The sequence below is a fragment of the Pseudomonas sp. UTLPPB19802 genome (genome assembly GCF_059730225.1).
Genome location: NZ_AP048545.1, coordinates 3,313,035 through 3,331,982 on the forward strand (window position 1 = coordinate 3,313,035; position 18,948 = coordinate 3,331,982).

The following is an 18,948-nucleotide window of genomic DNA, read 5'->3' on the forward strand; positions in this document are numbered from 1 at the left end:
GAAATGAATCTGGTCAGCGCGCATTGGGGAGTCGATCTCGATCATGATGTCGAGCTGATCTGGGACCGAAGCTATTCAACAGCCCCAGGCTGGAGAACGCTGGTTCCGCTGCTGGTGTGCTCGGAGGATCTCGATTTCTGCTGTGCTGTGGTGGTGACAGAGCAAGTTGCGGATCAAGACCGCATTCATTGGCAGCGGTTCGGGGTGATGCGCGGCTCGATACATGACGCTGACCCCGAGGTCGGTTGGTTTGAGAACGTTGCACCAGTTTCGTTCGATCGGGCGGAGTTCATGAGCGTCCTGGACAGCTTTCGCAAGGTCATCGGCCTCAAACTCGACTGGTACGACTAGAGCGGGAAGCTCTGCTCCGGCTTCCCGTTTTTCCTTGAGAAGCCAGCGCGATCAGTTGTTGGCGCTGACTGCCTGCCCACTCAGGACCTGATCCATCCTCAACTGCGCCAACTCAATCAGGTGCACCACGCCCATCGCCACCTTGCGATTAGGGCCGGCCTGGTTGTCGGCGTTCTCATAGGCCGTGGCTGCGGCCGACTGCAGGATTGAGTGGATGTCGACCAGAGTCTCCTCCTGGTTCAGTGATGGGCACACGCATGGCGGTGTCGCAGCAGGCGGAGGAGGCGGCAGAGGAGTGGGAGCCGGGCCTGCATCCGGACCCAGGTTGTAGTGCGATAGCGCCCGGTCGGCGATACGGGAATCTATGTTTGCCGCATTGGGGCGCGGCGGCGGATTGGGGGTGACCTTGAACATAATCGTGCATCTCCAATGTTAGATGGAGCTGCCTGTATCGCGACTAAACGAGGGGGAGGCAGCTGTACGCAGGTTAGTCGTACCGGAACATTGGGAACCCGGCGCGCTCGAAAGCGCCCTGCGCACAGCCACCATCAAGCAGGGCACAGAAATGCCCGAATGAAAGGTGACGCTTGTGCGCCCAATGTAATATTTCCAGGCGACTAAACCTGGTCACTGATGAGCAGTGACGAGCCGAAGACTATCGGCGAGATTGGGTGCAAACAAGCACTTGGAATTCTCTCGGAAATTTCACTCAAGGGAAAGAGAGTTGTCTTGCCGCTGACCGAATGATCCGCGTTTTATTGCTATTGCTGCCGAATCGATTACTGTTTTGGAAAATTCCTACAATTCCTTACCGTTTCCACAATGTCCGATAGCCATTTTTGTTTGGTGGCCAAACTGAGGCCGAACGGGGTAGACAAAGCAAGGTTATTACGTACTCGTATTGTTCAGACTGTATTTTCATCTCTCGCAAGGTGGTGATGTTCTCGGCATTTGGGAACCAGATGGATGCAGGTAGTTCAATTCCCTTCCGTTCTTGACTAATGCTTGTCGATGCAGCGATGGATCCTGATGGGATAGGCACGGCGCTCTTCCGCGTAGCGAAATACGCACCATTTTTTACTGCAGCCTTGCTGGAGTAGGCCCATTTCATATAGCCATCTCTAGACAGGATGAACACGGCACTCTCGTCAGTCTGATTGATCCATTTCAGGGCCGCGGCTGTGAGCGAAACGCCATAGCGGTTAGCACAATGGCGCAGGTTTTCAATGTCGATATCTGCAGTCAATTGTTGACGAAAGTCGTTGAGCGGCATGAGGAGGAAGGAGGCAAACATGTCTGCCTCCGCCTCGATGGTCTTGTCTTCCCAAGAAAGCATGTCGTCTCCACTACACCGAAACTCATCTCGTTTGAGGCGATGCAGGATGTAGTGACCTAGCTCGTGCGCTTGGGTAAAACGAATGCGCCCTTGAGAGGAAAGTGTCTCGTTGTACAGCATCATCCAACGGGTGCGTGACTCATTGGGGAAAAGCGCGCCATCAAAGCCCTTGATGTCGACGGCTTCCACCTTTGCAATCGGATCGGACCAGTTGAAAACTTCCGCAGTTTGCAATGCCAGCTCGCTGACATTGACCGGGAACCTAGCTACGCTGTGCGCTTCGCTGACCAGGTCGCAGATTTTGGTCAGGCGTATTGCTGCTTTTTGCGGTGTCCATACCGCATATTGAGACTTCATCAAAAATCCTTTTTGAATGTATCTAGAATCCTCCTCAGTTGCGCTTTGGCGTCCGGTTCGAGATTCTTGTAGCCTCGGAAAAAGGCTTCATCAAGATGCCTCTCCTCTGGTGCACGCAAATCATCCTCGAAAAAGTACGCAGTTGCTACTCCTAGAACGTCCGCCAGCGCCGTGAGCTTTTCGGCTGATGGCCGCTGTGACTCACGGTTTTCAAGCTCCCATAGGTAGCTCTTGCTCAGTCCGGCCATCTCCGCAAGCTTTTCCAGCGTTAGCCCGCGTTGCTTGCGCAAGTCCCGGAGCTTCTCGCCGAGACGTGTAGTCATCGTCGTGTCTCCTCATAAATCGGCAAAAAAATTATACCACGATTCCGAACAAAACGTTTGACAAAAACGATAGCCGCATGCAGCCTTTGTGAAAAGTTCGTTATTCCGAACTTTTTTTCCGGCTGGTCGAGGAGCTGCTTGCGCCCATCGTCAAGCCTTAACAGCGTGAGACCTCTGCTAGGAGGACTATATGTCCAGAGAACATGTGGACCATAGGGATATCGCGCGGTTCGCTGAAGAGAAAGTGAACCTGCCCAAGGAAAGGGCGCAAGAGTACCGTGAGCAGGCTCAACGCTTGCAAGACAAGGTGGAGACCTATCTGGCCGAGCATCCAGATTTTTCACTAAAGCGCATGATGCTGTCTGGCAGTCTGGCCAAAGGCACAGCATTGCGTTCGCTGAATGATATCGATGTGGCGGTATACATCGCCGGATCAGAGGCACCAAAAAATACTCGGGAGTTGCTCGACTATTTGGCCGAGCGGTTGCGTAAAGCTTTTCCGAATTTCCGCCCTGAGCAGGTTCAACCACAAACCTATTCGGTAACGGTCTCCTTCATGGGGTCTGGGCTGAATGTCGATGTGGTACCAGTCCTCTACTCAGGATTGCCGCAGTGGCGTGGCAATTTGGTGAGCCAAGATGATGGTTCATTCTTGGAAACCAGCATCCCGCTGCATCTTGAGTTTGTGAAGGCGCGTAAGCGCGCAGCTCCAACGCATTTTGCACAGGTGGTGCGGCTGGCTAAACACTGGGCAAGGCTGATGAAGCAAGAGCGCTCAGATTTTCGGTTCAAGTCATTCATGATTGAGTTGATCTTGGCCAAGCTGTGCGACGACGGAGTCGATTTTTCTGACTATCCGGAGGCATTGCAGACGTTTTTCACTTACCTAGTGACCTCTGAGCTGCGGGAACGAATCGTTTTCGAGGACAACTACGCTGCGTCTAAAGTAGGCCCGCTGGATGACCTGGTACAGATCATCGATCCTGTTAACCCTAAAAACAATGCGGCCCGACTTTACGACCAACGCAACGTTGATGCGATCATCGATGCCGCTTTGGATGCCGGGGATGCGATCGATTCAGCGCTTCGCGCTCCGAATAAGCAACTGACGGTTGGGTATTGGCAGAAAGTCTTCGGATCGTCCTTCCAGGGGTAAACACTATGTCTTCATCCAGTTTTACCTTCTCGGACTCTCAGACTTTTACCGTCGTACATGCGCGCCATATGGCAGCCAAAGTTGCAACGGATTTGCACCGGATGCAGCGGCTGTATGGATATCCTAGTGATACCGAGATTCAGGAGTACGAGGCTGAGCTCGTGGTTTTGCTCAAGGCGGGATATTTGGGAGAAGTGAGCTACGGTTTTAAGCGCAATAATGATTGGATTGAGCCGACGTTGCGCTACACCTCATCAGATTTGAGTGGTTCAGGCGCAGATGACGATCCAGGCCGAATTCGTCCGAATCGCGATGTTTCTGAGGCCTCTTTTTATAGCTACCTCACCTACAACGCTAAGTATTCGAGTGCCTCCTCAGCAGATAGGGAAAGTGCGCTGGAAGATTTGCCGTTCAAGCGTTCAGGTGCTTCTGCACCCGGCATTAACGGCTATCTCGAAAGCGATAAAACCTACTCTGCGGGTGGCCGCGCCCTCAGTCGTGCCTGTGTGAGGAGTCTATAATGAATACTAAGCCTTCAATAGATGAGCTTTTCGAGCGCCGTTCGACCTTTCCTGACTTTGAGCCGAGGGAGCGTTTGGCTCGGTTGGTGGGAATGGATGAGCATAAGCAGCGACTGACAAAAGCATTGGGTCTATTGGTGAACCCAGCTGGCTTGCAGGAGTGGGCCAATAAACACCATCCAGAGGCGCAAGCTGCCATAAGTACGGTCCTGCGACGGCCACCGTTGGTAGTGCTAGCAGGGGATGTCGGTTCAGGTAAAACTGAGTTGGCCGAAACCATCGGTGATGCAGTGGCGCGGCAACAGGATATTGATATCACTTTGTATCCGCTGAGCTTGGCTACTCGTGGGCAGGGGCGGGTGGGCGAGATGACTCAACTGGTCTCAGCGGCTTTCGACTACACGATTGAAGCCGCTGAGAAGCTAGCAAACCGCAATGGCAAAGCTCGCGGTGCCGTGTTGCTGCTGATTGATGAAGCCGATGCGTTGGCCCAATCCCGGGAAAGCGCTCAAATGCATCACGAGGATCGGGCGGGGGTTAACGCGTTCATCCGAGGTATTGATCGGATTGCTAATCAAAGGCTGCCTGCGGCAGTTATCATGTGTACAAACCGGCTTAAGGCATTGGACCCAGCAGTTCAGCGTCGTGCGGCAGAGATACTGACATTTGGGCGCCCTGATGAAGCCCAGCGACGGTATCTGCTTGATCTCAACCTAAGAGGATTGAATCTTCCTCCCCAGGCTATCGAATTGCTTGTAAAAGTGACCGGTCCCCGCGACGATAAAACACCGGGGTTTACCTTTTCCGATCTCAATCAGAGACTGATCCCATCGATCATCCTAGGGGCATACCCGAACGCTGCTGTGGAAGCTCGTCAGGCTTTGCTAGTGGCGCAGTCGATGTCTCCAACGCCAGAGTTCCAGGATCGTTGATCTATCCCTATACCTTGCCCCGCTAGAAATGTGGGGCCAGATTAGGTGTTTGGTTCGAATGGCTGAAGGAGGTCAACATGACCCAGGCGGTAGTCACTCGTCGAGACGGCGATGTGTTTCAAGCTCGGATGTTCTGGTTGCATGCAGCTCGTTTGTTGGATGACGAAAGCCCGATTGTTCGAGTCGGATTCGAATCTGGATTGAAAGGGTTCGATGATATCTGGATTGAGTATGATCCGGCGCGTGCACCCCAGAATAATTTGGGGTGTTCGCTTCATATAGAGCGCATGCAGTGCAAATGGCATGCAACACCCGGAGTCTTTTCTCACAGCGATCTAATTAGCCCTGAATACATAAATGCCACCACAACTTCAATGTTGCAGCGTGCTCTGGATGCTCATCGACATGATAGTAGCAACGGCATCGTTTCCCGTTTAGTACTAGTGACCAATCATATGGCTGATCACTTAGATACTCTTCATGGCTATATACGTTCCAAAACGCTACAGTTGGATGTCGATGGGCTTTTTCAGGGAAAAACAACTCGTAGTGCCAATGGAAAGCTGCGTAAGCTGTGGTGTGATCATCTAAAAATTGATGAGGTAGAGCTTCGGGCGTTATGTGGCAATCTGGGGTTTAACCTGACGCGAGACTCTTTAGATGCCTTGCGAGGCCTTCTTGATGAGGCATGTAGAGCCAATGGATTGGTTCGGCCAGATCCAAACTCCAGCACTATCATCTACGATGCAAATATCTTTGAGTGGGTCGGCCAACGTAGGACTGTGTTCGATCGTGAGAGCTTTAGGGATAAGTGTTCTCAAGAAGGACTTCTTGCATCTCGCTCCACCCGAACTCCCAAGGTTTTTGGGGTTAAGTCGTTTGAACATGCTCTTGACCGTTTGGAGAATCGTTGTGTTCAGGTCCTCAATTTAGTGGGGAGTTTTGACGGGCGGATGATCAAGGAGGAGGCTGCTTGGCGTAATGAGCTTCTACCCAAGTTGCGTGAGTTTTTGCTGGGAGTCCCAACAGAAGAGGGACGTGTTAGGCTGGCGATTGAGGCACACGCGACGCTAGCGTTTGCAGCAGGGGTTGTACTCGATACTAAGTCTGGTCGGATCGCCGAGTTGGAACAGCGGACTCCAGTATTGAAAATTTGGGCTCCAGATGATGAGCCTATTTCGGATAGCTTGCCTACCTGGGTTTTTGAAGAGTATGAGCTCAATACCGCTGGTAGTGGCACAGCTTGTGCTGTCAGTGTTACTCGAGAAACTGAAGCGGCTGTGCGGCAGTATGTTGCGGAGTTCCTGCCAGAGGTCCGGCGGTTAATTGTTGCGAAGCTTCCCTGTGGAGCTTCCGCTCAAGCTATCGGCTCTGGGACGCATGCAAACAGACTAGCTGAAGAGCTGGCTACGAATCTGATCTCTGCGCGTTTGGGGGATGGGATAGGACGGCGAGAACGGTTTCATTTATTTATTTCAGCTCCTAACGCGTTCACCTTTTACTTGGGGAGGCAAACTCCTATGTTGAAGCCGTTAACGCTCTATGAGTTTGATTTCGAATATCAGGTCGACGGCTGCTATCGCGCCTCACTGTCATATCCTTAATAGTTACTATTTGATCTAAAATCTTCGCTGGATTCTGGCTTCTAGTGCTTTTGGCGGGAGGTTAGCATTAGGTGAAAGAATTACATGGCTATCATTCAGGTGAAATATGGATTTTCTGATTAAGGCTTTTAATGATCCACTTGTGCAAAGTATGGTGATTAGCCCTGTAGTGGGGCTTTTCCTGAGCCTGATATTTGGAAGTTCGACTAAGGCGCTGGCGATTCAGGGAGAGGCAGTTGGTATCAGCGTACAGCAGACAAAGAATGTGTACATAAAAAATGTCAATAACTATTATGGCGGAAGGGCTCCTGGTGGAAGTGATGATGCACCACTTTTCATAGCGTTCGCTGTGGCGGTGGGGTGGGTGATTTGGAAATACGCAACTATGCCGTTTCAGATACAGCTTTGTATTTTTAATTTGCTGGTTGGTTTTTTTAGTTTTAGTGTTGTTTCTATTATTTTCTCATGGTTTAAAGGGCATTATACCTCTGGGGGGTGGTGGTTTTACACTGTAATTCCTCTCGTTCTACAAGTGTGTGCGGCAGTGGTTTTGCTAAAGGCGGGTGAGGTTTTTCCTTCATGGATGGTCGAACGTGCCCAGCAAATGAGATTTTTTGATTTCTATATGCATGGGCTGAATGATTGGTGGCGGCATTTCCTATTTTTGCATGTATTTGGAGTTGTGTTTATTTTTATTATGATTGTTTGGTCGTTTGGGATGTTTCTGCACTACTTGGCTCTTATGAATCAACGTGTTCTAGGTGGTATGCAAAGATTTTGGTTGCTTCTTGCTAGCCTAACTAAAATGTTCTCTGGTAATTCGGGCTTTCTAGTTGCGTGTGTTTTTCTTTTTATTTCAGTGGTAGGGATTTATCCTCAGTATGCCATGTCTTGGTTAACGCCTTGAGGAATTAAGGTCGGCCATGGATGGCTTTATAAGCGTCGCTTTGTCATGCAAGGGGTGCTAAGGGTTTGATAGCATATTTAATTTGGTTGGCTGGGTAGTGGCTAAGTTGTAACGTTTTTTATTTTTTTGCTTTGTTTTTGCTTTGTGGGGCATTCGGAATTGATAGTGCATGGTGTTGATGTAGAGAAATTTCTCAGTGGCTCGCTTGATATTGTTTTTAGCTCGGTGACTCTTACTCAAAAGTGTGCAGAAAATCCTTTGGTTTACACAGGCCCGGGGAAGATATTTTCAGATGACGGGGTGATTAAATACGAAATGTATCATAGGCACTCTGGCGATGAGTTTTCTCGGAGTATGAGGCTGGGGTTTAATGGGGTCGCAGGAGCCTTGGTTGGATCCGATACACTTTTTGATTTCGAAGGTCAGGACTCACGTGGGGTCGTGTGGAAGGCGCAAATGATAGATGTGCGCGGTGAGCACAGTGCTGCACTAGGTTTTCTGAAAGGTGAAATTGATGTGTTAATTACCGAGTCGACGATTGATAAGCCTAGGTCGGATAGCATTCATCAGATCTATTTTTTCCATGATAACTTTCCAGCTAATCCATTTTTTACTGAGGCAGGTTATGAATTTGTGTCATCAGGTGTCACCATAAAAATTGATAGTCATGAATCAGGAGGAGATGTTTCAGTCACTGGGTGCGGACTCTCTGATGGTTTATCAAGTTCGATACGACGGACGTTGAATGTAATGGCGGGAGCCCAGCTTGAATTGGCTGTGGTTGAGAAAATATTGAATCAAGAAAAAACGATAGAGCTATACTCTAAAAATTTGGGTATGCCAAATCGCTCACTGCCTAAATCTGTCGATTGTAGGTTTTCTCGAAGAGTTGATGTGTTTGAGTCTTTGTTCGTTTCTTTATTTTCTTTCCTGTCGAAAGATGAAGGTAAAGTTTTTTATGATCAATGGTATAAGCTAAATCGAGCTTGGCAAGGAGGTATCGAGTCTACCGCGCTCAATGTTTCAGTCTGTATAGAGGGTTTGCTGGGAAGTTACTTCCGAAAACTGGGGGAGGATAATGAATTTTCGAGGCTTTCCAAGGCGGCTGAAGCTAAGCTGAGAGAGCTTGAGCTGGACGAGCGGGTAAAAAAATCCTTGCTTGCGCACTTAAGTAGTGCGGGGGGCTTTAGGGCGAGAACCGCATTGCGCGCGCTTGCTAGAGATGGCCTTATAACTTCAGGTCTTGATGAGGTTTGGAGTCGACTTCGAAATATGATGGCGCATGCAGCCAAAACAGCAGAGTCTAGAGATAAATTGCAAAAGTTGGTTGACTTGACCTTTTCATCTATAAAGCTTTTTTATGAGCTACTTTTTTCGATAATTGGCTATTCGGGAGAGCGGGTGGATTATGCGGTACGCGGATTCCCTTCCTCGGAATACCCAGCAAAGTCTTCTAGTTAGGCTGGCGGAGAGCTGCTAGATACGCCGCCAGTGATGCAAATTGATCACTACGCTTCGGCATAATAGATCGTGTCCCGAGAAGTGGTGTAACTGAACCAGCCGAAGGTGCCCAGTGGGCAAAAGAGGATGGTCATCGTGGTTCTTGGCTAACGTTGAGTTTGCGGACTTAACCTTCACCAGAGAAACCACGATGACCAAGCCCACTATCGCATTGACCGAGCTGGTTGAGAAAGGGGCAGACGCCGATCTGCTCAAGCAAATGATCCAGTACGTTGCCCAGCGCATGATGGAGTTGGATGTCGAAGGCCTGTGCAACGCTGGCTTCGACGTCAAAAGCCCCGACCGGGTAAACAGTCGCAATGGCTACCGTGATCGCCTCTGGCAAACCCGCGCTGGCGACGTTGATCTGAAGATCCCAAAACTGCGACAAGGTAGCTATTTTCCGGGCTTCCTGGAGCCGAGACGCACCGCCGAGAAAGCCATGGCAGCCGTCATCCAGGAGGCCTACATCCAGGGCGTATCGACGCGCTCGGTTGATGAACTGGTCAAGGCCATGGGCATGACCGGTATATCGAAAAGCCAGGTATCACGACTGGCTGGCGAGATCGACGAGCGCGTTCATGCCTTCCTCGATCGTCCGCTGGAAGGCGATTGGCCCTATCTCTGGATCGACGCGACCTACGTCAAAGTGCGGGAGGCCGGGCGTATCGTCTCGGTCGCCGTCATAATCGCCGTGGCCGTGAACACCAATGGTGGCCGTGAAATCCTGGGCATGCGGGTTGGCCCATCAGAGGCCGAGCCGTTCTGGACGGACTTCCTGCGCAGCCTGATGCGGCGTGGGCTACGCGGGTAAAGCTGGTGATTTCCGACGCTCACGAAGGCCTCAAGGCCGCCGTTTCCAAGGTTTCCATGCCACCTGGCAGCGCTGCCGCGTGCACTTCATGCGCAACGCCATGGCCCATGTCGGCAAGGGGCAGCGCACCATGGTGGCGGCGCTGCTGCGCACGGTCTTCGCTCAGGACAGCCGCCAGGAATGCCACCAGCAATGGCGCCTGGTGGCTGACCAGTTACGTGAGAAATACCCAAAGATCGCGGCGCTGATGGATGGCTGCGAGGACGAAGTGCTGGCGCACATGGCGTTTCCCAAAGCGCACCGGCAGCAATTGCACAGCACCAACCCGCTGGAACGGTTGAATGCAGAGATCAAGCGCCGCACTGAAGTCGTTGGCATTTTCCCCAACGATCCGGCCATTACCCGACTGGTTGGCGCGATGCTGCTGGAACAGAACGACGAATGGTGCCTGCAACGGCGCTACATGCAGTTGGAGGCTTTCGAAGCGGTCAGCGATAATCCGCAGGCCAAGCTGTCGGCCGTGATCAACTAAACGGCAAACTCAGTGGCCAAGGCCACGATGAGTTACACCACTTCCTGGGACACGATCGCATAATACGTCTCTTCAAGTACGGCTGCGGAAAAGGCCCGACAGAGTCGGGCTTCGGTGAAGTGCTGCTACAGTAAGAACCCAGTCATTCCTCGACCGGTTCTCCCTGCAACGACAGGAGCAAATACGGCACTCCTTCAGGTGAATCCATAAGCCTCAGCGTCAGCGCCAGAGCACCTTCCTTGTGCCCTGGCGAGGACAGGTCAAAATGCACCTGCCTCGCCCGAGGACGCTGGTTGTGAGCCTTGGCCACTGCCTGAAACAAACCCATCAACCGGCTCTCGTAGCTCGAGCGCCGGCGATCGGCCGGATCCAGCAGCACCTGGTCCCACACCTGTGCAGTAATCGCGATGCCATATTCCATTGCCTGGCCAACGCGTTGTTTTTTCATCTGGGGCATCTGATTTCTCCATGATTGTGAGAAACCACCAGCCCCAACCGGGAAGTGGTTTCCCGGTTACAGCGACTTCAATTACAGCATCAAGCGGTGCAGCAGGTAACGCCTGTGTTGGTGAGTGCCTGCTGGGCAAACCCTCGCCATCTGGGTGGAATCAGAAAGCCCCTCAATTCCTTGGCTTCCCGCCGGGCCATCCTGGCCGATTCATAAGCCTCCTGGTTCAAGTCCTGGTGCGCCTGCTCGTAGAGCGCTGCCATCTGCTGTTCAACTGCCCCAACCTCTGCAGTCGTACTACAGGGACGTCGCCAAACGATCCCCGATGCCCCAATGACCCCGGACAGCACCCGTTGTACATCGTCGCCGGCGCAGGTTATGGGCTTGCGCCGATAGACCCTGACCCGCGTGTCGTAGACCTCCACCGCGCAGGGATCGAACGATGCCACGGCACTGAGCCTCGGATACGCATGCAGCTCGTAGAAGCGCGATATACACAACGCAATCGCCTCCTCAAGCAACCCGCGATACCCAACCACATACTCACCGGGCACCTGGTAGAACCCCACATGCGGTTCGTCTTCCGGCAGACGCAGCACACCGGTACAGACAATCGTGAACTGTCGTTGAAACCGATCCAGCCGCAACGCCGAACCGGGTAGGTAAGGGTTGCGAATGAACGGAAACGGCAGCCGTAAAACATTCATAGATCTTTCCATGCAGCACTCCTAAGGGCGGGACGGACCTCGCCCCATAGGGCAAGGAAATCCCTATGGACGGATGTCAGGTTCAAGCCGCGGCCAGACACCGGCGCAGGCGCAAAGACACCCGAAACGCAAACCGCCAAAGCGATCAGCAGCCGGCACAACTAGGCAGCGAAGTGAGGTATCTGCCACACCACAAACCTGATGAAAAATCAGGGGGCAGGGCAGTGAGTGTCAGGTGGGCGTGCCGATCAGCAGCACACCCATTAAGTGAAAGCCGATGAACAACGAACCTCACGAGAGGCCGGCATCCGGATCAGCGAGTCAGCCCAGGGCCGACGAAGTCAAACAGGAGCGATCAACGCTCGAAGGCACAACAGCAGGGCTTCGCGATTCTCCTGATTCAGAAACAGAATGCGGAGAACACTTCGCCCGGCGGGGAGTGATCCCCGCGTGGGTAGGTAAAGCAGATGGTCCTACTTGAAGAACCTCAGTGCAGCAAATAACAAGCTCCCTGCAATCCCTTGCAGTGCGGTCATGACAACTACCATGCGCACGGTGAGCGTGGTGTTCAGGTGCGCCATCTCTTTCAGTAGACTTTGCTCCACGGTCTTTAGGTCGTTAGCCACTTTCGTGATCTCTGCCTTCAATTCGGTGCGAACCTCCGAGAGGTCATTTTTGCTAGCCAAGACTGAGGTCATTTCTTTCTCCATCGCATCAATGACAGCAGTAGCATGTTGCTCCGGTACGTTGGACGCTACGAGCGCCTTGTATAGAGCCATATCCAGTTTCATCAGACCTCCAGTTTCATGAGGAGGGCCTGCCCATACGGGCGAGGCCCGTAGGGGGAAACATCATGTCCAGCAGCGCTTCCACCGACCGCAATGGCTGTCGATTGGTCGCATCACTGGAAGCTTGGCGACCTGAGGATTGGATCATGCGCAATGGCGCATCGTAGCCCTTCAGATCCCAAGCTACTGTGCATGTGCCGACAATGTCAGCAGTTCGCCCCCACACAATGGATACCCTGGCTACTGCCTGTCAAAGCTCCATCTGCAACAGGTTTTTTCCGGTGGAGCTGACCTGTATGAGATCTGGAAAACGACTGCATGTAGTGCTCTGCTGCAGGCGTAGGACGCATGCGGTAACTGCTGTCGGGCTCCGCTGCGTCTGCTGTGTGAAGTAGGTCTCACCAGCTCACTTCTCGACGCCGCTCAGCTTTGGCTAGCCTGTTTCACCGAGCTGCTAGGCCAACGCCCAGGCAGAACGGGAAGTGGTGCTTCCCGTTTCTCAGCAGAGTGCTGTCAGCCGTTAGCGCCGATGGCCTGCTTCTCCAGCATCGAGTCCATCCGCAACTGTGCCAATTCGATCAGGTGCACCACACCCATCGCTACCTTGCGGTTACAGCCGGTCTGGTTATCGGCGTTCTCGTAGGCGGTGGCTGCGGCTGACTGCAGGATCGAGTGGAGGTCGAGCAGAGCGTCTTCGTGGCTCGACGAGGCCGGCGGCTGACTTGGTGGCGCAGTTGCCCTAGAGACTACTGACGCTGGAGCGGATTTCGAAGTCGCTTCTGGCCCCAGATCATAGTGGGAGAGAGCTCGATCGGCGATGCGTGGATCGATGGTTCCGGCCTTGGGTGTAGGCGGTGGATTGGGGGTAGCTTTGAACATGGTGTCGCTCCTGTGATGAGTGACTACCTCCCACTGCTGTCAAACAGTAAGGGTGGCAGCTGTACGTAGGTTGACAGACCGGACACAGGATACCCGGCGCATCCGAAGATGCCCTGCGCACAGCCGCCATAACACCGAACCGCCGGCATAGGGAGAACGCCAGCAGGGTGGTTGGGGCTGTTTGTGCCTGTGTATTTCAGTCTGTCAAAACCGAGTCACCGCGTGGACGATGACGTTCCGGAGACTAGTTCACTAGAATTAGCAGGCGCAAGCGCTCGAGATTTTCTAGGAAATTTCACTCAAGCGAAAGGGATACGTCTGCTCAGGCGCTGAGTTGCGTTGACCGGTTGAATCCACAGCCATAAGCGGCCATTGGATGCGGGCATTTCCACGTCAGATTGACTCATACGCATGCCAAACACGACCGCCTTCAGATCGTCTGGGTTGAGTGCCTTGGCCGGCTCATGAGGTTCAAAACCACCCACATGTCCATGCTGTTGGGCAGCATCTTACGCACACATCTCACACTTGGTTACGTTGCTCACGTACATGCCCGGCTCACGGTGGAGGTCACGGATGCGCTCAGGATGGTAGTGATCCTTGATGCAGTCAGCTGGGATATCTCCGTGGATCACGTAGCAGGGGGATGAGTCCAGTCCGAGATCCTTGCCTGTCACGTTTTGTCCCCATGCAGACAGGATCATGTTCGCGACTTCAACTCGCTGCCCAGGGCGGATAAGGGCAAATGGGATATCCACCTCTAGGACAGTGGGCACACCAATCTCGCGAAGCCTCCAGCGATAGTCCTCGCCATATCGGTCAAAACGGGTCAGCCTGGCAGCCAGCGATAACAGATATTCGCTGCCATTGATCGAGTAGTGGCCGAAGCCATCAAGCATTTCGCGATCGTCCCCGGTCAACCAGATTTTCCCTTTCTCACTGGTGCTCCGGTTCCCCAGCTCATCGATAGCTTTCTGGAGTTGGTCGGGAGCGACATCGTGGAACAGCTCTCGAAATCTGGCCTGGATACGGTCTGCCTGATGCCCCTGCAGGCCGTTCTCGTAATAGGATCGGATATCCTCGGGCCGGCAGCCATGAAACGCTTTCGCATGGCTGTAGTAGCTCGCCAGCTTGTCACAGAAAGCGGGAACGAGTTCCTCATGGTCAGGCAGCCAAGACAAATCATCTGACCAGCATTTTGGGCGTTTGCGCTCAAGGTGCCGGCGCAGGGCGGGATCCAACAGCTCGCCTGCGTAGAAGCGTATCGAGCCGAGCCAGCTGCGGCGTTTACGCCAGTCGAGTGTCCGTTGTTTCATCTGCTCTCCTTGAGTCGGTCCGGTGGCTTGGGTGGTTGGGTGGGCGCAAGGGATCCAGGGAGCCGAGGGTAGGGTATTTGCGCATCGGGGCAGCGAAGACCTACTCATGGGTGCAATCCAATCTCAGCGCCTGGAGACCGTGCCGGAGAAGCACGGTGGTGGTATGTGGGCAGATCACATCACGAAGCTTGGGCAATATCTTCCTCAAGCTCCCGAACAGCCTTGGTTACTTTGATCGCGAAGAGCCGTTCAGTATGAGCGTCGGGTAGGTTTCGCGCCTCATCGCCAATCCATATAGCCAGCAGCGCTCGCTTCTGGCCGACGTCCAAGGCATCCAGATTGGGGATGTAAGAGTGACTTTCAGGTCGCCCTCGTTTCAACTCATAGAAGGTCTTGATCAGCGATTTCGTTCGAATCTCACCTTGCAGTGAAAAGCGCCGAGTGAGCTTGTCGATGGTGTGATTAACCGACCGCAGTTGAGCTGTTGAGGTGATCTGAGCGAAGTAAGAGGCCCATCCCCGTCTTTTACCTTCGAAAAAACAACCGGTGATCCGCAGATTGATCTTCCATTCACAGTAAGCCTTGGCGCGCTGTAGATCCTTCGGCGATTTTGCGGTCGCGACCTTGTGCCGGTAGGCCGTGAAGATCTTGGCCAGGGAGGACTCAAACCGAAGAATGCTCTCGTGGCGGATTTTTATCTGGCCACCCTCGATTTGATACCCAAGGAAGCTGAAAGGATCGGTGAGCTCCGCTACCTTTGATTTGGAGTCGGGGCCGAAGTCATGGGGGCTGAGGCCGAGGCTTTTCAGGGCGGTGATCAGTTCATCGGCCACGCGCTTGGCTTCGCCCTTTGGCGCCAGGATCAGGATGTCGTCGACATAGCGCTTGTACCAAATATGCTGGCGAGTTTTGAACGATGCGTCGATATCCTGGAGGGAAATCTCAGCCAGCAAGTTGGATACCGCAAGACCCTGCGGTACCCCGAGGGTTGAATCAGGCGAGTCTTTTCTGCCCTTGGCTTCGGGTACCGTGGGCGTGGAGATCGCTGATTCGATCAGGTTTCTGAACTGCGCCTTGCGCACCTTCCTCCAAATCGTTGATTTGATCAGCGAGTGCGGGATCGAGGGGTAGAAGTTCTTCAGATCGATCTTCGCATACTCTGCAAAATTGCCCGAATTCAGTCCGGCCCTCAGGTCATCGATGACCTCCTGAGGCAGCGAAAGCTTTGCTGCGGGGAACACCTCTGCCAAGCTTTCGCACAAGGCGCGTAGCACGATTCTGTCTCTGGCCGTTGGAATCGAGATCTGGCGAGGGTGGGAGGTAGCCCCTTTGAGGATCAGCTTTTCTTTGTAGGCAGTGAATCGATATTTGCCCTGGTGAACTTTCTGAATGATGAGATCGAGTTCATCGCTCAGATAAGCGTCCAGGGTGGCGGGCCGAGTACGATCCAGGCCGATTGCGCCCGACGTCTTAATTTTGTCGGTGTAGATTCGACGCAGCGGTTCGTGCGCAAAGTGCTTTTTGAAGCTGCGTGCGGCGCTCATTTCCCTGCCCAATCGTGTACGCCCGCTACCAATGGCAGTGCGTAGAGCGCTACGGTTACTACCAGGCGAACACTGAACCAGCAGAATACGTACACACTTTCATACACTGTTGGCTGTCGGCTTTCGAGTTTGCCGGCAAACACACGAGCGATCCGATCATCAATCTCTCGGTGATTTTCGGATTCGGCCAGGAGGTCGCTATACTTGCTAATTTGGCCCGGCGTAGGAGGGGTTCCAGCAACTGTCTCAGCAGCCAATACGTTGTACAAGTTCTGCAACTGCAGGTAGTTGTTACGCATTGCCATGGCTCGACCTTTGAAGTCGCGGTTGGTCACAGCGAGGGATACCCCGAGTAATGCAACCGAAAGCACGGCGGCCAAGACATCGGTGTCAGGACCAATGATGTGGGAGTAGCGAATGGTCAGTACGCCCAGGATGGTACTGAGGATGGCATACCAGACAAGCAGCATCTGCGAGTGGAAATCCAACCACTCCAGGCGTTTCTGTGCCTGGATGCGTGCCTTGTAGGTAAACCAAACCTTGTCCTTCACTCGCACCTCTCCTTTGAAATTAGGGGAAGAAGGCAGGAGTAATTGAGTACATTGAACATCCCCAAAGGGGATCGGTGAGCATGCGCTCAACGGTCGCAACCGTTCATTATCAGAACCACCCTCGCTCGCACGAGAGGAAGAACCTGCCTCTTCCGGGTGGTGATTCTACAGTGCCATTATCCGCGCTGAAAAGATGAGTCTTTCAGTAGGGGGGATCTGAATCAAAAAGGGGGGATGTCATTCTTTCCACAAGTCTGCAGCGCTCGACTTGGGTACGCCATCCAGTTCATCGCCTCAGATGGAATGACCGCAATGGCGGCAACTGGCGAGGTTGGAGGGGGGGGGAGGCCGGTACCAAAACCAGAGTGTCGGCGTCGATGTTTCATTAGGCTTTCTGAGTGACACTAAAATGCTATCATGTGAGTTCCGATCAAATCAGATTTGGTGACCACATGGAAATAAGTGATAAAACAGCAGCGGGTTCTGCTATCGCCACTGGCGCGGCAGCTGGCATAGCCAACGCTTCGATAGTTTATGGCGGGGCTGTTGCTGCAGCGAATGCGGCAGGCTTGACCGGTGCGGCCGCAACCAGCTCCGCACTAGCCACCCTCGGTGGAGGTGCCGTTGCTGCGGGCGGTGGTGGAATGGCAGCAGGTGTGATGGCTGTGGCTAGCGCAGCAGCTTGGCCTGCGGCTGCAATAGCAGTTGCTGGATATGGTGGTTATCGTTTGTACAAGTGGTTGAAGTAAGCAGTAGATCCTGTAGGTTTATCAGGCTAGAGTAAGCAGATGACTCGATCATCTGCTTTAAACCTCAGGTTTACCCATTGAAAAATCGAATCATGGTGCGGTGCTACTGGTACCTCAACCTCGTAATATCGCGACCGACTGCAATGGGTCGATACCAGCCCCTAAAAACTATCGATTCAGATGTTTACTCAGTAAAGCAGAACTCGGCCTGCGGAGTCGGCATCGTCGAGTTCGTGGCCCGAGGTCTGGCGCGGCGGTCATAAACCCGTGGCTCTTCACCCAGTGAAATCTGCAGTTTCTGGAGCACTCCGGACTTTGCTAGCTCCGTCACCTCCCGCTCTATCTGACTCACCAACCCCAAGATGGGCTCGCCGCTCTGCGCCCCCTGTGTGATCGCCGTCAGCGTCAACGGGCTCACCTTCAGCGGCACACTCAACGCGGTGATCATTTCCAGCGTTGGGCAGCACTGACCCCGCTCCAGCTTCGAGATGTAGGTACGGCTGCTGACTTCAGCGAGTTTTTTCTGCGATATCCCACGCGTGGCACGCATGGCCTTGAGCACCGCAGCAAAGGTGGTTTTGAGCGACATGAATCGGTCCGTGAAAGAGGGCATTGCTGTGCCAGCCAGGAGGTTCATACAACCGGTGCCAGCAGTCCAAAACCGTCAAAACTATCACGGCGCGATGACCGACCGCTTGAGCTGTTGTGCCGTGACGAAGGGGAGAGTATTCCCTGGGCTGCAGTCCATCGACTCAACCCTGGCCCGCCCTCTCGGCCAGCAACAGCACCACCCGCCGAGGCCCGGGCACACCACCCGCGACACCCAAGAAAAAGCCCGACAGAGTCGGGCTGAGGTGAGGGTCTTTCAAATGGCTAGGCGAGGCGCCTGGCCTGAGTGGTTATGCAGTGGCCTGTTCTCAATAGCCGCTGCTGTACGGGTACTCCTCCGGCGTGCAGGTCACACCGGTTTGATCGAGAGCCCTGAGCACGAAGTTCTTCCATTTCAACGAATCGAAGAACCTCTTCAGCTCTGCGGCTTCCCGGCAGACGCTTTTGGCGATATCCAACTCGCCGGCGCAGGCCTGCTCACTGACCTTGCGATGAAACGTATCCAGCCAGATCTCCAGCTCGAAGATCTCATTCACAACGGCAGCAGGGCGGCACCAGACGATTTCCGCCTCCTCGACCGTACCGGAGAGGATACAGGTAGCGCCCTGAGCCGAGGCTTGAGCGGTGGGTTGGTAAGCCTTGGCCGCGGTGTAGTAGACCTCCACTCGCTGCGGTTCAAACGAGGAACCAGCCTTGATCTGCGGGTGGGCATACAGGTCCAGAAACTTCGTGGTACAGAGCCTGATGGCATCCTCGATCGAGCTACGGTAGCCCAGGATGTATTGCGCTTTGACCTCGCGACATCCTACGCCAGGTTCATTGAGTGGCAGCCATGTCACGCCTGAGCAGACGATGGTGAACTGCTTGTGAAACGCATCCAGCCGCAGAAACGAGTGGGGTGCGTAGGGGTTACGAACAAACGGGAAAATGAGCTGCAGAACGTTCAGTAGTTTTTCCATGATGATGCTCCTGATTCACAAAGGCGAACACGGAGAACCTCTCGCCCCGGCGGGAGAGGAGTCCC

The 18,948-nt window shown here is 53.5% G+C and carries 19 protein-coding genes and 1 pseudogene; 8 read left to right on the forward strand and 12 right to left on the reverse strand.

All coding sequences use genetic code 11. From position 1 onward, the window contains the following. The first annotated feature begins 3 nt into the window (after positions 1-3). Positions 4-351, forward strand: a complete 348-nt coding sequence (locus AC6I6U_RS14880) for a hypothetical protein (protein WP_497882661.1) — start codon at positions 4-6, stop codon at positions 349-351. Between the two features lie 51 nt (positions 352-402). On the opposite strand, the gene AC6I6U_RS14885 is transcribed toward AC6I6U_RS14880, so the two are convergent. From AC6I6U_RS14885 to AC6I6U_RS14895, 3 genes are all read right to left on the reverse strand, one after another. Beyond that, the gene (locus AC6I6U_RS14885) at positions 403-765 is read right to left on the reverse strand and encodes a DUF6124 family protein (RefSeq protein ID WP_497882662.1); all 363 of its coding nucleotides are present in this window, start codon (positions 763-765) and stop codon (positions 403-405) included. 394 nt (positions 766-1,159) lie between these two features. Further along, on the reverse strand, positions 1,160-2,044 hold the full coding sequence (locus AC6I6U_RS14890; RefSeq protein WP_497882663.1) for an ImmA/IrrE family metallo-endopeptidase: 885 nt from the start codon (positions 2,042-2,044) through the stop codon (positions 1,160-1,162). Further along, positions 2,044-2,367: a helix-turn-helix domain-containing protein gene (locus AC6I6U_RS14895; protein WP_497882664.1), complete on the reverse strand. Its 324-nt coding sequence runs from the start codon at positions 2,365-2,367 to the stop codon at positions 2,044-2,046. Before AC6I6U_RS14895 ends, AC6I6U_RS14890 begins: the two co-directional genes overlap by 1 nt. Positions 2,368-2,557: 190 nt before the next feature. Here AC6I6U_RS14895 and AC6I6U_RS14900 point away from each other — a divergent pair, with 190 nt between their 5' ends. The 7 genes and pseudogenes from AC6I6U_RS14900 to AC6I6U_RS14930 all read left to right on the forward strand — a co-directional run bounded on the left by AC6I6U_RS14900 (position 2,558) and on the right by AC6I6U_RS14930 (position 10,333). Then, positions 2,558-3,523 (forward strand): CBASS oligonucleotide cyclase, encoded by a 966-nt coding sequence (locus tag AC6I6U_RS14900; protein ID WP_497882665.1) that lies wholly within the window; start codon positions 2,558-2,560, stop codon positions 3,521-3,523. Between the two features lie 5 nt (positions 3,524-3,528). Then, on the forward strand, positions 3,529-4,044 hold the full coding sequence (locus AC6I6U_RS14905; protein WP_497882666.1) for an HORMA-1 domain-containing protein: 516 nt from the start codon (positions 3,529-3,531) through the stop codon (positions 4,042-4,044). Beyond that, complete coding sequence (locus tag AC6I6U_RS14910; protein WP_497882667.1) at positions 4,044-4,976, forward strand: AAA family ATPase; 933 nt, start codon at positions 4,044-4,046, stop codon at positions 4,974-4,976. The genes AC6I6U_RS14905 and AC6I6U_RS14910 overlap by 1 nt, the downstream gene beginning before the upstream one ends. 77 nt (positions 4,977-5,053) lie before the next feature. Further along, positions 5,054-6,580 carry an SAVED domain-containing protein gene (locus AC6I6U_RS14915; protein WP_497882668.1) on the forward strand — a complete coding sequence of 509 codons (1,527 nt, stop codon included), beginning with the start codon at positions 5,054-5,056 and terminating at the stop codon, positions 6,578-6,580. 106 nt (positions 6,581-6,686) lie between these two features. Further along, positions 6,687-7,487 carry a hypothetical protein gene (locus AC6I6U_RS14920; RefSeq protein WP_497882669.1) on the forward strand — a complete coding sequence of 267 codons (801 nt, stop codon included), beginning with the start codon at positions 6,687-6,689 and terminating at the stop codon, positions 7,485-7,487. Positions 7,488-7,652: 165 nt separating this feature from the next. Beyond that, on the forward strand, positions 7,653-8,948 hold the full coding sequence (locus AC6I6U_RS14925; protein ID WP_497882670.1) for a hypothetical protein: 1,296 nt from the start codon (positions 7,653-7,655) through the stop codon (positions 8,946-8,948). A 190-nt stretch (positions 8,949-9,138) separates the two neighbouring features. Beyond that, a pseudogene (locus tag AC6I6U_RS14930) lies at positions 9,139-10,333 on the forward strand (IS256 family transposase). Between the two features lie 142 nt (positions 10,334-10,475). Here AC6I6U_RS14930 and AC6I6U_RS14935 read toward each other — a convergent pair. The 9 genes from AC6I6U_RS14935 to AC6I6U_RS14975 all read right to left on the reverse strand — a co-directional run bounded on the left by AC6I6U_RS14935 (position 10,476) and on the right by AC6I6U_RS14975 (position 18,883). After that, positions 10,476-10,790, reverse strand: coding sequence for a hypothetical protein (locus tag AC6I6U_RS14935; RefSeq protein ID WP_497882671.1), 315 nt, complete (start codon positions 10,788-10,790; stop codon positions 10,476-10,478). Positions 10,791-10,870: 80 nt separating this feature from the next. Further along, entirely contained in the window at positions 10,871-11,488 is a 618-nt protein-coding gene (locus tag AC6I6U_RS14940; protein WP_497882672.1) for a hypothetical protein, read from the reverse strand. Between the two features lie 473 nt (positions 11,489-11,961). Next, positions 11,962-12,279, reverse strand: coding sequence for a hypothetical protein (locus AC6I6U_RS14945; RefSeq protein ID WP_497882673.1), 318 nt, complete (start codon positions 12,277-12,279; stop codon positions 11,962-11,964). Between the two features lie 510 nt (positions 12,280-12,789). Further along, positions 12,790-13,155 carry a DUF6124 family protein gene (locus AC6I6U_RS14950; RefSeq protein ID WP_497882674.1) on the reverse strand — a complete coding sequence of 122 codons (366 nt, stop codon included), beginning with the start codon at positions 13,153-13,155 and terminating at the stop codon, positions 12,790-12,792. A gap of 509 nt (positions 13,156-13,664) precedes the next feature. Then, a complete protein-coding gene (locus AC6I6U_RS14955; RefSeq protein ID WP_497882675.1) occupies positions 13,665-14,471 on the reverse strand; it encodes a hypothetical protein in 807 nt (268 codons plus the stop codon). Between the two features lie 179 nt (positions 14,472-14,650). Continuing rightward, a complete protein-coding gene (locus AC6I6U_RS14960; RefSeq protein ID WP_497882676.1) occupies positions 14,651-16,015 on the reverse strand; it encodes a reverse transcriptase domain-containing protein in 1,365 nt (454 codons plus the stop codon). Then, entirely contained in the window at positions 16,012-16,566 is a 555-nt protein-coding gene (locus AC6I6U_RS14965; protein ID WP_497882677.1) for an SLATT domain-containing protein, read from the reverse strand. Before AC6I6U_RS14965 ends, AC6I6U_RS14960 begins: the two co-directional genes overlap by 4 nt. Positions 16,567-17,499: 933 nt before the next feature. After that, on the reverse strand, positions 17,500-17,904 hold the full coding sequence (locus AC6I6U_RS14970) for a helix-turn-helix domain-containing protein (protein ID WP_497882678.1): 405 nt from the start codon (positions 17,902-17,904) through the stop codon (positions 17,500-17,502). Between the two features lie 328 nt (positions 17,905-18,232). Beyond that, the gene (locus AC6I6U_RS14975; RefSeq protein WP_497882679.1) at positions 18,233-18,883 is read right to left on the reverse strand and encodes a hypothetical protein; all 651 of its coding nucleotides are present in this window, start codon (positions 18,881-18,883) and stop codon (positions 18,233-18,235) included. Positions 18,884-18,948: the final 65 nt, after the last annotated feature.

Coding starts and splice junctions, on each gene's coding strand:
- AC6I6U_RS14970 (WP_497882678.1), bottom strand. CDS start 17,904: ATGTCGCTCAAAACCACCTTTGCTGCGGTGCTCAAGGCCATGCGTGCC.
- AC6I6U_RS14880 (WP_497882661.1), top strand. CDS start 4: ATGAATCTGGTCAGCGCGCATTGGGGAGTCGATCTCGATCATGATGTC.
- AC6I6U_RS14890 (WP_497882663.1), bottom strand. CDS start 2,044: ATGAAGTCTCAATATGCGGTATGGACACCGCAAAAAGCAGCAATACGC.
- AC6I6U_RS14955 (WP_497882675.1), bottom strand. CDS start 14,471: ATGAAACAACGGACACTCGACTGGCGTAAACGCCGCAGCTGGCTCGGC.
- AC6I6U_RS14950 (WP_497882674.1), bottom strand. CDS start 13,155: ATGTTCAAAGCTACCCCCAATCCACCGCCTACACCCAAGGCCGGAACC.
- AC6I6U_RS14900 (WP_497882665.1), top strand. CDS start 2,558: ATGTCCAGAGAACATGTGGACCATAGGGATATCGCGCGGTTCGCTGAA.
- AC6I6U_RS14935 (WP_497882671.1), bottom strand. CDS start 10,790: ATGCCCCAGATGAAAAAACAACGCGTTGGCCAGGCAATGGAATATGGC.
- AC6I6U_RS14920 (WP_497882669.1), top strand. CDS start 6,687: ATGGATTTTCTGATTAAGGCTTTTAATGATCCACTTGTGCAAAGTATG.
- AC6I6U_RS14895 (WP_497882664.1), bottom strand. CDS start 2,367: ATGACTACACGTCTCGGCGAGAAGCTCCGGGACTTGCGCAAGCAACGC.
- AC6I6U_RS14905 (WP_497882666.1), top strand. CDS start 3,529: ATGTCTTCATCCAGTTTTACCTTCTCGGACTCTCAGACTTTTACCGTC.
- AC6I6U_RS14960 (WP_497882676.1), bottom strand. CDS start 16,015: ATGAGCGCCGCACGCAGCTTCAAAAAGCACTTTGCGCACGAACCGCTG.
- AC6I6U_RS14940 (WP_497882672.1), bottom strand. CDS start 11,488: ATGAATGTTTTACGGCTGCCGTTTCCGTTCATTCGCAACCCTTACCTA.
- AC6I6U_RS14945 (WP_497882673.1), bottom strand. CDS start 12,279: ATGAAACTGGATATGGCTCTATACAAGGCGCTCGTAGCGTCCAACGTA.
- AC6I6U_RS14975 (WP_497882679.1), bottom strand. CDS start 18,883: ATGGAAAAACTACTGAACGTTCTGCAGCTCATTTTCCCGTTTGTTCGT.
- AC6I6U_RS14885 (WP_497882662.1), bottom strand. CDS start 765: ATGTTCAAGGTCACCCCCAATCCGCCGCCGCGCCCCAATGCGGCAAAC.
- AC6I6U_RS14910 (WP_497882667.1), top strand. CDS start 4,044: ATGAATACTAAGCCTTCAATAGATGAGCTTTTCGAGCGCCGTTCGACC.
- AC6I6U_RS14915 (WP_497882668.1), top strand. CDS start 5,054: ATGACCCAGGCGGTAGTCACTCGTCGAGACGGCGATGTGTTTCAAGCT.